Source organism: Pararhodonellum marinum (assembly GCF_015354735.1).
GTDB classification, from domain to species: domain Bacteria; phylum Bacteroidota; class Bacteroidia; order Cytophagales; family Cyclobacteriaceae; genus Pararhodonellum; species Pararhodonellum marinum.
This window is the reverse complement of the sequence record NZ_JACEFJ010000002.1, coordinates 464,839-478,395: the sequence shown is the minus strand read 5'-3', so window position 1 is coordinate 478,395 and position 13,557 is coordinate 464,839. Positions and strand designations below refer to the sequence as shown.

The window sequence follows — 13,557 nt, the reverse complement described above, 5'->3', positions numbered from 1 at the left end:
CATTTTACTTTAATCGAAAACAAAGCTTAGAATTGAATTTGAGATGAAACCTGAAATTTACCTCCCAAAAGCCGTAAAAATCCTTGGCCGATTAGATTTGACTAGAAATTATGAAGAAGTCATTCGGTCAGTTTTTGATCATGTGAAAAATGTAGGGACAATGGTGGTCACCTATAATGCTGGAAAAGGGATATTGAGGGCAAGACCTATGGGAGACGGAGAACCAAGATTTTCCACGGTTTCGGATTTTTCATTCAAGCCACAACATTTGAACCGAGAGTTCCAAAGAGCAAGTACACCAAGAAGGACCATGTTTTACGGATCCACGGTCAGAGAAGGTCTTAAACCCGGGGAAATAGATACTCCTAGATTGATAACATTGGCAGAATCTATGCCTTGGATAAGGGATAAGACTCTCTCAGGAATTAAGAAAATAGCTTATGGGAAATGGATTACTCAAGAGCCATTAGAGTTATTAGCAATTGTTAATAATAAAGGATTCCATGGAGTAAATTCTTTTTCAGAAGAGGTTTACCAAGCTTTTCTTAATAATCTTAATGCGCATAGTCTTGAATACCGTAATGCTATACTTAGTTTTTACGATTATATGGCTCTAGAATTTTCCAAGGAAATAAAGAATTCACTTGACTATCAGGTTTCAGCAATATTTTCTGATATGATGTGTAATCATCCCAATATAGATGGAGTTCTCTATCCTAGTTTTAGGATGGAAGGTCAAGGTCTAAATATTGCAATTAAACCGGAATCAATGAGAAAGTTAGGACTGTATGCGGCCGGGGAGTTTTTGATCTATAAGAATAAGGATCAAATCATGGTGGGAAACTGTGCAAGTATAAAACTCGACGGGAATACAGCTGAATTTGAAATGAACGAGGATGAAAAGCACCTTGACGAAGTTCTAAAAATCATTGGTGTCAAATCACTTGATGAACTGATGTGATTTTTTATATATTTATAATTTCAATTCGATAGCTTATTGGGTCCTTCACTACATTTTCTAGAAATGTTTGGCCATCGATAGTTCATCAACATACCTCATGGAGGTAGAGACCATGGCGGGGGAGACACCCGATTGAAGGTTAAAGTTTTCAAAGACACCAACACTGTTGATCCTTGGAGGCAATCCGAAGGAAGACGGGATGGGGCCATTTCCTTTCTGATGGGGGTTGTTGCAAAGCATTCTATCTAGAAAGGGGAAGCCGATAAAGGTCTACGAATTGACGGATATCCCTTTTCGGTATCAAGAGGGGGAGCTTAGGGAAAGGTAAATGATGAAATCAAAAGTCTGAAATTAGGAAATGGAAAAGGAATCCTGCGGGGCTGAGGCTTTGCTGGTTTTTTACCTTTTGGGCAATAAAAATCCAATACTTTTAAAATCAATTAAATCTAATTCCTCAATTTGAATCGCCATTGCTTCTATAGATACTTTGAATTGGTTGGCAAGAGACTCAAATGATTTACCTGAATAAATGGGGGTAGAGGCGATAAAACGGGAAAGATGCCTTTTTTCTTTGTACTTCTTTTTTAAATCACTGAGACTGATTCCTAAGTGAAATGCCACATCCTCATTTATCTTGAGTTTTTCGGTATGAAACCTAGCTAAAAACTGCGCCTTCATTTCTTTTCGGGGCATAAGGAAAAAAGCAGCGAATTTATCTGCCTGAACTTCTATGGAATCTCTTCGTGGGTTATCAATCCGCGAATCTAATTCTCTATCCCGATGGAGCAACCTTAAACTATTGTGATGAAGAATGGCATGGCCGAGCTCATGAGCCATTGTATATCGTTGAACCGGTGGAGAAAACTTAATTGCTACCCGTACTATTTTTTTGACATTGTCAATTGCTCCTGCAGTCTCTTTTGTACCATCAAAATCATTAAACACCCCAAGGCTTGGGACCTTTTTGATATCATAGCCCAAAAAGTTAAAAGCCAACTCAGCATTAGTAACGGAATCAAGGTCTTTGGATGTCGAGTCATTAAAAAGCTGCAACTGGAATGCCCGAACCGTTTTTTCAATTTCACTAACATTTACCTTGGAAAAGACATTACCAATTTTAAACTGAGAATGTTTCGCCTTTTCTATTTGTCTTTGAAGGACCTTTATTTTGATTTGGGCTTCAGAGTAGGTTTTAAAATAGTCTGATCGAATCTTGTCAATCTCCAACTCAAGGTCATCAAATTCTTCGTGTCCGATAAGCTGCCTAAGGTTTAATTCGGCAATATGCAGGCTACCAATTATTACTGAAAGGGAGTTTTGGATTGCCAATGCTGAGTCTCCTCTCGCACCCTTAAAACCATTCAAAAAAACATAAAGCCCCTCTCTAGCAATTTCATGAGATAGCTTTGCGATCTCAATTACAATTTTTGTAGCTGAAAGATGATCTTGGTCTAACTTGGATTTTACCTTAAGAAACTTGTTAGGAATTCCTTCCTCAATTTCAGATTTCAGATGGTCACGAAGTTTCCGAGTCGTTATTACCTCGTCAAAGACAATATAATCATCATGAAAAAGCTGGTTTAGTTGGGGTATATACACTTTTTCAATTTTCTCCTTTAAAACCTTCATTTGAGGCCATTCATGACCATACTTTTCTTTTTTATTCGGTTTCAATGTGATTTTTATGACTGTTAAGAGCAGTTGCGCATTAACCATCACTTGCAAAGCGGCCGAACTTCCAGAACCTGGAATGTGCTTTCCAGCTCCAATTTTTTCCAACAATTCGTCTACTGATATTTTTGAAAAGTCTATTTCCATCCTTGTAACTAGATAAATCGGTTTAAACTTCCCTAAAAATACAACTAAAAAAAAATTCTAAGTGATTGGGAATCCAAATCTGAAAATATTTTTACATTTTAAGTCTGCCCATCACATATTTCATATCTCCCTCAACCCTAACTCCCTCAAGAATGTATTATGCTTCTCCCTTGCCTCCTTTGCTCTTCGGTCGATATCTGTAAGGCGATTGTGAACTTCTTCCAAATCAATGATCTCTTCGGCTTGTGTGGTGCTCACATACCGGGAGATGTTGAGATTCCAGTCGTTTTTCTCAATCTCTTCCATGGAAACCCGTCGAGAGTACTGTTCTTCTTCTTTTCGAAACTGATAGGTTTCGACAATTTTTCGGATGTCATTAGGTTCTTGTCCTTCACCTTCTCTCAAGACGTTTTGTCGCTTTCCTTTTTCGTAATGCTCGGCAGCATTGATAAACAGCACGTCTTCAAACCGCTTGCAGCGTTTTAGTACCAAAATACAAACCGGAATGCCCGTCGAGAAAAAGAGGTTGGCAGGTAGTCCGATGACGGTATCGATATGCCCGTCTTTGAGCAACTTGGTTCGGATGCGTTCTTCCGCTCCTCCCCGGAATAAGACACCATGGCATTAATATTACTCCCCGCATCCAAGTCATCATGGATAAGAGCGTTCCGACTTGAGGAGCAAATCCATCGCGCGGACCGATGACATTGACACGGTCATCCGAATTCAAGGCAGTTGCATGGATTGCATTTGGAATCATTGACAGGCCAAATGTGCCTGAACTCAGGACCATGGCAGATTTCATGAAATCTCTGCGGGTAGAAGGGTTGTTATTTTTCATTTTCATCTGTTTATAATTTGTTTTTCAAAGGTCAGATGGAATGCCCGAGATAATCACCTCCATGTGTGAGAAGCTATTCTCCTGGGCATTTCTTAGGATGAATAGTTATTCAAAGGTATGCTGACAGGCTTAAATGCTATTCCCAAGTCCTTTGTTGCCAAAGCAGAACTGTAAACGATTTCCGGCTTGCCTATTGGAGGTTGATTGTTGAGCATCAATGTCACATCCGAGACCCTGTAACTTTCCCCTGACAAGAGGTAGTTTTTTCCATGGATGTTTTTGGTTGTCGCCGCTTTGAAAATCGCATCGGCCACATCTTCTACATCTACTAATGCCCATAAAACATCCACGTCATAGATCATTTGTATGAAGGGGTTGGGAGCAATTTTATTTTTAAACAAAAATTGTATACCTGTTGAAGTGGAATCCTGTCTGTTTGACAGAGATTTCCCCATTACACCTGTCGGCGAAACTGATGTAATTTCAAAATTCAAATTGGGGTGGTCGGCTATGAATTTATTGACCGCCTGATTGGCGATAAACTTGGCTTGGGCATAAGGAATGCCTTCTTCGCTCATAAATGGCGCATCTTCTTCAGTGATTTGGTCACCTTCCCTTTTTCCTGCTGGTAGGAATGGAAAGCTTGTGTTGTACGCTGCCACAGATGCAATGAACACCACTTTTTCAATCCCGGGAGTTTTGAGAACTGCTTCCAAGAAGTTTTCGGTACCCTTGATAGTCGGGTCAAACAGTTCTTTCTGAAGGTCTTTCACATCCAATTGAAAAGGAGTCCCTCCATGAATGACTATGTCACAGTCTTTCAAAAAATCCATGAGCTCCTGTTTGTTTTCCACGTCCAATTGAGCGATTTCAAGATTCTCAGCATTCTTGAGGCTGAGCAAATGTTCATACTTTTCTTTTTTGGAAAGGTCTGTGGTAGATACTTTAACCTTGTATCCTTCATTTAAAAATTTTTTGGTGTTATAGCTTCCAATAAAGCCGGAACCTCCGATGATGCCTACTGTTTTCATGATTGTTTTTTAGTTTGAATTGATAATCTAGATTGAAATTATTATAAAGTGAGCGTCAGTCCTCCATCCGCGAGAAGGGTTGATCCTGTGATGTAACTTGAGTCATCAGAACAAAGGAATACAATGGATTTGGCGATTTCCTCAGGTTGGGCAGCTCTTTGCAAGTGAACCGTAGGGAGCAAGCCCTTGTCATACAAATCATCACCCGCAATTCCCCGCAATCGACGGTGCATTGGTGTATCCACTACTCCCGGGCATAATAGATTTACCCGAATTCCCTTTGCTCCCAATTCGGCCGAAACACTGGAAGTCAGTCCAATCAAGCCATGCTTAGAGGTAACATAAGCGGATCCGGTTGGAAAACCCAGGAAAGAATTGACAGAACCAATATTCACTATGGCCCCGCCATTGGCAGCAGCAAGCATGGCTCTGGCTTCATACTTCATGCAGAGGAATACACCTTTGAGGTTGATGCCCATCACCTGATCCCAATCTGCTTCCAAAAGGTCGGTAACACTGCCAAAATTACCTTCTATACCGGCATTGTTCACCGCATAGTCAATCCGCCCAAATACTTTGATGGCATGCGCCACCATGCGCTCCACCTCAATAGCTTTTGAAACATCGGTAACAATTGCACTAGCTTTCCCACCATTTGCTTCAATTTCCTTTACCAATTCATCGAGTTCTGTGGCTCTTCTGGCAGCTACTACTACGTTTGCACCTTTTCTTACAAAAGCAAGTGCTGTTGCTCTGCCTATGCCACTGCTGGCACCTGTTACCAATGCAACTTTATCTTTCATCTGTACATAATAATTTCAATTTGTTATCCTTTTCGGTTGCTGCTGGGTGCTGCAATGAATCCCTCCGCCTTGCCAGTTTTGCATTAGGACATCAAAGAATACAATCTTTCGTCCCGGAAACTGCTGCTCAAAAATATTTCGAATGGTTTCCTGTTTTTCTTTAGAAGAACCCATAGCGGTATAGCTAGGCAAGAGCACCAAGCCATTGGTCACCAAGTAATTGAAATAACTTGCAGCAGGAACCCTAAGTAAGGTATCCCCCACCTGTACTGCTTCGGAAGGGACAAAACTATCAGGATGGAGATCTAAGGTGAATTCATCCTTTTTCAAATCCTCTCTTACTACCACTTTTTGGGTAATTAAATCTGGCAAGGGAACTTTGATCACCTGAAAGGGTTTTCCATCCTGGTCTTTGGCATTTTTGAGGATTTGATAATTCTCGTTCATGCGCTCATAATTCATTTGACTGACGGGGTCAAGTTCTTTTTCTTCCTCATTTACCCAAGCCAACAAAATGGTAGTTGGATTGGCAAAGCGCACAAATTCGTCTGTATGTCCACCTGTGCCTCCACCAACATAGTTGCCGGTGATTCGGCGGTAGAAATAGTGCGGGTCATCTGCGAGGCCCTCTTTCATCCAAATGATATTGGTCACGCCCAAAACCCGTTTAAATTCTGATTCAATCGTTTCTTTAGACAGGTTTGGGTTTCGTTGGAATACTGTTGCTTCACATAAAATCAAGGTTCCTTTTCCATTGACTTCAATAGCCCCTCCTTCGTGAACCACATCTGTTTTGATGATTTGTGCTCCTTCTGCAACTGCCATCAGGCTATCCACGCTACCCGTTTTCATTCTCCTTTCTTTGCCCCTATTCCATGCGGCATTGACACTATCCTTGTTGCCTTCATATTTGAGATCCAAAAATGCCGGTAAACCATATCCGTCCCATCCAAAGTCTGCCACACCCAATTCACCTTTCCCATTAACCAAAAAGGCTGCCCCATGATCCCTGATCCAATACCGCTCCCCCGGCATGACGTACATTTTGATTCCTGTGGTATCCACACCCAGCCCCATCAGCTTGGCAATCGCTGTTTGCATTAAGCTATCATTATCAAAAGCGATTTTGACCGTCACATGAGGCTTTAGGGTGGTGATGATTTTGCTGATGGAAGAATGGAATCCTTGGGTGGAATCCTTTTCCCAGCCTAACCAAACTGCCTCATGGGGCTCCCACTCAGCAGGCATATAAAATGCTTCGGAAGGAAGCTCGGTTTCTTTGCTGCTACAGGAGTAAAAAAAGGCGATAATTGATATGATGAATAGTGTGTGTTTCATTTTAATTGAAATTGCCTTCATTAACATCCTTAATAAATTTTATCAATCCGGAAAAATAGCCTTCCGCATCATCGTATTGTGAAATGTGACTTCCATTTGTGGTGACGCTTCGGCCTTTTTGCACTTGGGTGCTCATCCACTCCATGTATTTAGGATCCATGGTATCATATTTTCCCCCCAACATTAGGGTTGGTACTTTTAATTCTCCGAGTCTTGCTGATACATCCCAACCCTTCAAGCTGGCATTTCCGGTTATTCCAAATTCACTGTATCCCTGCATATGGATGTAGATATTTGGATTGAGATGCTTAAAAGTCCGGTTAATGAATTCAGGCCATTCTTCTAAAGGTTTTCTCAGGACGTGCCGAGTGTAGAAGTGTTGTTGAACCAATTCAGCATACCGTGGATTACCGAAATCTCCATTGGCCTCAAATGCTTTTATTTCCTTGTAAACGTCGCCAGGCAATTGGGGGCCCAATACCTCGGAAGCATATTTTTCATATTCAGGTAGGCTTGCTACCATGTTCGAAACAATCAAGCCTTTTAAATTATCCTGGTATTTCAGCGCATATTCCATGGCCAGAATGCCGCCCCAAGATTGCCCTAGCAGATAAAAGTTATCTTTTGTAAGATTCAAGGCTTTGCGCACTTGTTCCACTTCCTCCACAAAGTGTTCGATGTTCCAAAGCGAAGAATCGTTGGGTTGATCGCTATAGTAACTTTCGAGTTGATCGTAATAAATGTATTCTATTTGTTCATGAGGAAGGTAACCATCGAAGTTTTCAAAAATCTCATGTGTAGCTCCCGGGCCACCGTGAAGCAACAATAGACGCATTTTGGGACTGTTCCCCATGCGTTTGGTCCAGACATGGAAAGTGCCTTGAGGTGTTTCAATAGGAATCATGTTGATACCTCCGGTAATTTGGTCATCACTGTTGGAATAATCAAAATAGCTGTTCGATTGGGCACTCGTGGTTTTCTTTTCCTGATTATTGGTACAACTCGAAAGGAGTAAAATGATCAGTATGGGAGTGGATAAAAGTTTCATGATTTTCTCTTTAACTTAATTTATTATTCAAACAAATACATACCCACATAAGCTAATGAATTTTAAGAAATCTTTGCCCCTGATTAGGACGAAATGGATTAAAAACTTTCCCAACAAAATGAATTACTTTTCGAATGAAAATTTTGGGAGTAAAATGGGACTAAATGGTTTGTCTTTTAATGTTTAGGAAAGTTTTTCATAACATACCTGCTTGCCGTGAGCATCCATGCCTGGCTAAGGCTAAACTTTACCGGTTTGCTTATCTGAGTTCATCAGTAAAATCACCTTCATCAGTTTTCCTTTAAAGGACTGTCAAAAAAATCCAAAACTTTACTGGTTTTTAGAAAGGGCTTTGAGCTCATGAGACAGCCACACCAAGGGGAAACCCAGATGAATAACCCAGTTTATTTATCACCAGAAGGACATTTTTACCTGTAATTCCAAAAATTAAATATATGTTTGGTGCATGCTGGATAGTCGCCCAATTCATCCGAAATTTAGAAGATTAAAATATCCATACTTATTTGCATTTACCTCCATTATCTTCTATTTCAGTGCTTTAGATTCATATGCCCAAAAACCCCATGTAGACAGTAGCCTATTTAAAGAAGGATTGCTTGAATTAAAATTCAAGGACAACTGGCGGTTTCAACCCGGAGATAATCCAGAATGGTCAAATCATGACTTTGATGACGCTGAGTGGTACAAAATAGACCCTATTGGTTTAAAGGCTTACCAGATGCCGGATAGTTTGTGGAATGGGTTTGGATGGTGGAGAATTGCATTTACTGCCGACCCCGAAACCATTGAAGAGATCGAAAGGCTATATTTTCATTCATGGGGGGCAGCCGAAATTTTTTTGGATGGAGATCTTGTGGCTAGCTACGGTAGTTTTTCTAAGGACAGCCAACTGGAAGTAACCTATTCCCCCAACTATGCGGGAGACAGGCCACTTCAAATTACCCCACAAGATGTTCATACCTTAGCTGTGAGGTTTTCAAACCATCAGGCCAAAAAAAATTTTAAAATATTCAGATACTTTGCTGAAAACCTAGGCTTTGATATTGGCTTTTCCACTTCAGTGCGGGCAAAATATTCAGACTTTCGATATCCCAATAGCTTGGCCACCCTGTCGGTAATAGTGGTAGTGCTCTCCATCTTGTTGTTGCTGCATGTTCTCCTTTATTTTAAATTCAGGAAAGAGGAGCCTTATCTGGTCATAACGCTTATCACCTTTTTCTTTTTATGTGCCGCAATTTGTGCTCATATACTGCTTTTTGTGGATCTTGACGGTTTTTCAAATCCAATTTTCAGCAGCATTTTAAATTCCACAGCTTTTGCTTTAGGTTATGGTCTTTTACCCTATTCTCTTAGCTTACTATTTAGAATACAAAAATATAACTGGACCAAACACCTGGTTTGGTTGGCGCTTTTAAGAACAGTAAATTATTTTATTCCAATTTTCAATTTCATTCTTTTTGATGCAACCATCATTCTTGCCGTCATCATATTGATGGTGGTCATCATGCAGATTGCCATCAAAGAAGATAACAAAGGGGCGCTTTATGTAACATTTGGAGCCATAGGTACTTCCCTATTCTTATTGGTCAATAGGATGGTCAATGCTGACCTCATTACGCTGAGTACATTCTTTTATTATGTAGACCTGATTTTGCTGTATATCAGTTATCCTTTGGGCATTTACATTTATATCACCAATCAATATGGGAGACTTTTCCTTGCGATGGAGCAGGAAGTGGAAAAACGGACCCAACAATTGAATGCAACAATCAGAGACCTGACCAAAACCCAAAATGAGCTTTCATTAAAAAACAATCAAAATGTCCTATTGCTTAAGGAAATTCATCACCGGGTAAAAAACAACTTGCAAGTAGTGTCTGGATTACTTGCACTGCAGTCTGCAAAAATGGATGACCCAACCATGCAGGAAGTCATGTTGGCAAGCCAAAACAGGGTGCATTCAATGGGTATATTGCACCAAAAGCTTTACCAAAGTGAGCATTTGGCATTTATTGAAATGAAGAATTACTTCGAAAACCTATGCATCAACATTTTGGACTCCTACAATGAAAAGGAAAGGATTAAAGTCAATATTGAAATGAAGGAACTTGAAATGGATGTGGATACGGCCGTGCCATTAGGATTGATTGTCAATGAACTCCTTACAAATTCATTGAAATATGCTTTCCCCAAAGGGGAAAAAGGGCACATTGAATTGAGTCTGAAAAATGTGAGTGAGGATAATTTCCAACTTAAGATCAGTGATAACGGTGTGGGTAAAGCCGTAGACGCGAAAGCAAGAGGCACAGGCTTTGGCACTCAGTTGGTCGATATGCTTACCCTGCAGATTGATGGGAATTTGATGCAGGATTTCAGCAATGGAACCATGATTTTGATCAATTTTAAAAGGCAGGTAGCAACTGTAGGGGGTCAGGTTTAAGCTTTGATTGGGAATATTTTTATACCAATGACAGATTTTCGGAGCTGCCGTCACCCTGACGAAAGGAAGGGTCTCTCGAGGATCTGGAAATGTATAATTAACATAAATAGGACCGCGGGAGATCCTTCGTGCTTCAGGATGACGGCTGCCTAGCGTGTAACTTTATGTCATTACCTTTTCTGAACATTTCTAAAATGTTGGGGACTATCATTGACAAAGTTCAATCAGAGAGCAAGACAATCTATAATGGAAAAGATTTTACATAAATTTGGTTTTACTGGAAAATATTTTCCTTACCCGTGGATATTCTCAATTTTAGTGGAAAATTTTATTGATGATCTAAAAACTCCTCCACCAATAAGTTATCGGTGGACTCCATTTGAACGGTCCAACTATCGATATACCATCTGCCATTTTCATAATGGAGTTGAATGCTGTTTAAACCCCGAATATTGGTTGGCACTTCCGGATCTTCCCTTATCTCAAAAGCGCTCCATACCTGTGCGATATTTCCAAATTGACGGACTTCTCTTTTGAGTTCAATTTCATATAGATCTTCTCTTGGATGAAGCCCCATGGGAATATACTCTGCCTCCAGGGAATGAAATGTAGCATCCCCCTCATCATCAAGTCTGATAATCACTGCATTCGCAGAGTGTAGGAACTTATCCCTTTCAAATTGCCAAGGATCTTCACTTGAACCTGAAATCACATCATAATAGGCATCAATGATGGCCCCTATTGATTCTACATCTTTTTGATATTTATCGTCCAATGTTTGGCCAATAACTGCTGAACAGGGGAATAGCCCGATCAAACAAACTATTAAAATTTTCATTTTTTTTATTTATGGAAACCGTGATCCTTTTTTACTTTTTTATACTTCCCAGAGACACCTGCCCAGGGAAACCATTAAAGACTTTTTTCTTTTTAGGCTAAATGTTTATAGGTTTTTAAAAAATGGATTAAATACCATCTTTATCAAACCGTTTTGCTTTTAGAAAACCAATCGGAAGCCCTGTTGATCCTTTTATACTTTCTCCAATTCTACTCTTGCTTCCTGAATAGCACCGCCCCTGCCCATATCTGTCAGCAAGTGGTTTGTCAAAGCATTGGCGGAGGATCCTCCTTTTGATAGGGAAGGCCAGAATCCTTGTGGCATGCAGACTACTCCTTGCTGTACTTTATTGCTAATGCGTGCTGTTATGAACACCCTACCTCTTTGGTTAAATACTTTGAGCTCATCACCATCGGCAATTTGCCGCATGGCAGCATCCTTCGGATGGACTTCCAAATAAAATTTTCCCTCCTTTTCTAGGATATGATTAACGTTGGCATGGCTACTGTTCAGGAAATTTTTGGGGGTTTTGATGGTCAACAAATGCAAAGGGTATTGCTTTATTTCTTCATCACTGTATTGGAATGGAATATACTCCGGAAGCGCTTGTTCCAGGTTAGGATCATAAAAATGGCACTTTCCAGAACTGGTTTTGAAATTCCCTTCTACATGGGGCATCCACTTCGCAGGAAGGTTTAGCTTTTGCCCACCTTTTTGCCTTAGTGACTTAAAGGAAATGCCTTTCAAATATTCATGATTGCCATCCAGGGTCTTTTTTACCATATCGATATCGGATTCGTAGAAGTAGGCCTCTTTGAATCCCATTTCCCGGGCCAGTAATCTGAACAGTTCCGAATTGGGCTTTGATTCTCCTAATGGTTCAATTGCGGGTTCATTGATATTCAGATAGGGGGTTCCCCAAGAATCGAGGATGTCCCAATTTTCAAGAACAGTAGTTGCCGGAAATACATAATCAGCATACCGGGCCGTATCTGTCAGGAAATGCTCCGATACGACAGTGAGCAGGTCATTTCTTTCCAGACCTTTACGTACTAAATTTTGATTGGGTGTAGTGACTGCGGGATTCGAATTATAAACAAACAGGGCATCGATACTGGGATGTAATTCCTTGTTTTTCAAGGCCTTTCCCAATTCAACCATATTGATCGAGCGGGTTTTTTGATCGGCTAGTGCCGCAGGAAGGTTGATGCTTTCCCAGTTAAGAGCCTCGCCAAAAAGTTCATAGGTCATATGCATCAATCCGCCTCCGAAATGACGCCACGCCCCAGTCAATGCCGGTAACATGGCCACTGCTCTAAAGGCACTTGCCCCGTTAACCTGATGCTCCATCCCAATCAGCACACGGATCAGTGAAGGCGAAGCTGTGGCATATGCTTTGGCTAGCGCAATGATGGTTTCCTTTTCCAGACCGGTGATTTGAGCAACCGTTTCCGGATCAAATTTTTGCACATGCGCTTTCAACTGCACTATGCCCAAAGTGTAGTTATCGATGTATTCCTGATCCTGAAGGTTTTCCGCTAAAATAACATGCATCAAACCCAAAGCAAGGGCAGTATCTGTTCCCGGGCGCGGCTGAATATGCCAATCAGATCCCTCTGAAGTTTTCGACTGAAATGGATCTACCGTAACGATTGTCGCCCCATTATTGTTTGCCTTTTGGATAAAAGGCCATAAATGTTGATTGGAGAGCACAGGATTGGTACCCCACAATATGATGTATCTGCTGTGAACAATATCTTCTGGCAGCACGCCGGTTGTTTGACCGTTTGTGGCCAAAACACCTTCCACGGCAGCATCTCCACATATTGTTCTCTCCAATTGACTGGCGCCTATATGAGCGAAAAATCTGCTGGAAATGGCTCCTCCTTGAACCATTCCCTGATTTCCACCAAAACTATAGGGAAGAATGGCTTCTCCCCCTTTTTGCTCAATAATATCTTTAAGTTTAGCGGCAACTTCACTGATGGCCTGTTCCCAACTGATTTTTACAAATTCACCGCTTCCTTTTGGCCCGCTTCTTTTGAGTGGTGATAAAATCCGATCAGGATGGAAAGTGACATCGTGGGGAAAGCTGACCATCTTGTTGCAAAGCTTACCCGACGTATAGGGATCGTTTTTGTTCGCCTGAAAATCCGTTACTTTATTATTAACTGAAGTTACTGTCCAACTGCAACGGTCCGGACAATCATGATAGCAGGCTCCAAAAACTATTTTGGCTGTTTCGCTATCCGCACAACCGGATAGTACAGAAAGCGATGCCAGGCTGATTCCAGCGGCACCTTTTGCACTTATCCCAATAAATTCCCGGCGATCAATACCTTTGTTTTTTTTCGATTCCATTTTCGGATTATAATTTTCAATCAATGGTCAATTCTATAGGCATACTTTGATCGGTTT

The 13,557-nt window shown here is 40.9% G+C and carries 11 protein-coding genes; 2 read left to right on the top strand and 9 right to left on the bottom strand.

Annotation, left to right across the window (positions count from 1 at the left end):
- The first annotated feature begins 43 nt into the window (after positions 1–43).
- Positions 44–961 carry a hypothetical protein gene (locus tag H1A14_RS05885; protein WP_194775287.1) on the top strand — a complete coding sequence of 306 codons (918 nt, stop codon included), beginning with the start codon at positions 44–46 and terminating at the stop codon, positions 959–961.
- A gap of 57 nt (positions 962–1,018) precedes the next feature.
- Here H1A14_RS05885 and H1A14_RS05880 read toward each other — a convergent pair whose 3' ends face one another.
- The 7 genes from H1A14_RS05880 to H1A14_RS05850 form a co-directional block, all read right to left on the bottom strand.
- Positions 1,019–1,201 (bottom strand): hypothetical protein, encoded by a 183-nt coding sequence (locus H1A14_RS05880; protein ID WP_194775286.1) that lies wholly within the window; start codon positions 1,199–1,201, stop codon positions 1,019–1,021.
- Between the two features lie 159 nt (positions 1,202–1,360).
- Complete coding sequence (locus H1A14_RS05875; protein WP_194775285.1) at positions 1,361–2,779, bottom strand: ImmA/IrrE family metallo-endopeptidase; 1,419 nt, start codon at positions 2,777–2,779, stop codon at positions 1,361–1,363.
- Positions 2,780–2,899: 120 nt separating this feature from the next.
- A complete protein-coding gene (locus H1A14_RS05870) occupies positions 2,900–3,352 on the bottom strand; it encodes an N-6 DNA methylase (protein ID WP_228527602.1) in 453 nt (150 codons plus the stop codon).
- 360 nt (positions 3,353–3,712) lie between these two features.
- Positions 3,713–4,651, bottom strand: coding sequence for an NAD-dependent epimerase/dehydratase family protein (locus H1A14_RS05865; protein WP_194775284.1), 939 nt, complete (start codon positions 4,649–4,651; stop codon positions 3,713–3,715).
- Positions 4,652–4,692: 41 nt separating this feature from the next.
- The gene (locus H1A14_RS05860) at positions 4,693–5,454 is read right to left on the bottom strand and encodes an SDR family NAD(P)-dependent oxidoreductase (RefSeq protein ID WP_194775283.1); all 762 of its coding nucleotides are present in this window, start codon (positions 5,452–5,454) and stop codon (positions 4,693–4,695) included.
- 15 nt (positions 5,455–5,469) lie between these two features.
- On the bottom strand, positions 5,470–6,792 hold the full coding sequence (locus H1A14_RS05855; RefSeq protein WP_228527600.1) for an agmatine deiminase family protein: 1,323 nt from the start codon (positions 6,790–6,792) through the stop codon (positions 5,470–5,472).
- A 1-nt stretch (position 6,793) separates the two neighbouring features.
- Complete coding sequence (locus H1A14_RS05850; protein ID WP_194775282.1) at positions 6,794–7,840, bottom strand: proline iminopeptidase-family hydrolase; 1,047 nt, start codon at positions 7,838–7,840, stop codon at positions 6,794–6,796.
- A gap of 466 nt (positions 7,841–8,306) precedes the next feature.
- On the opposite strand from H1A14_RS05850, the gene H1A14_RS05845 reads away from it, so the two are divergent.
- Positions 8,307–10,301: a sensor histidine kinase gene (locus tag H1A14_RS05845; protein WP_228527598.1), complete on the top strand. Its 1,995-nt coding sequence runs from the start codon at positions 8,307–8,309 to the stop codon at positions 10,299–10,301.
- Between the two features lie 328 nt (positions 10,302–10,629).
- Here the strand turns inward: H1A14_RS05845 and H1A14_RS05840 are convergent, their stop codons facing one another.
- A complete protein-coding gene (locus tag H1A14_RS05840; RefSeq protein WP_194775281.1) occupies positions 10,630–11,139 on the bottom strand; it encodes a hypothetical protein in 510 nt (169 codons plus the stop codon).
- A gap of 192 nt (positions 11,140–11,331) precedes the next feature.
- Positions 11,332–13,500: a molybdopterin-containing oxidoreductase family protein gene (locus tag H1A14_RS05835; RefSeq protein WP_194775280.1), complete on the bottom strand. Its 2,169-nt coding sequence runs from the start codon at positions 13,498–13,500 to the stop codon at positions 11,332–11,334.
- Positions 13,501–13,557: the final 57 nt, after the last annotated feature.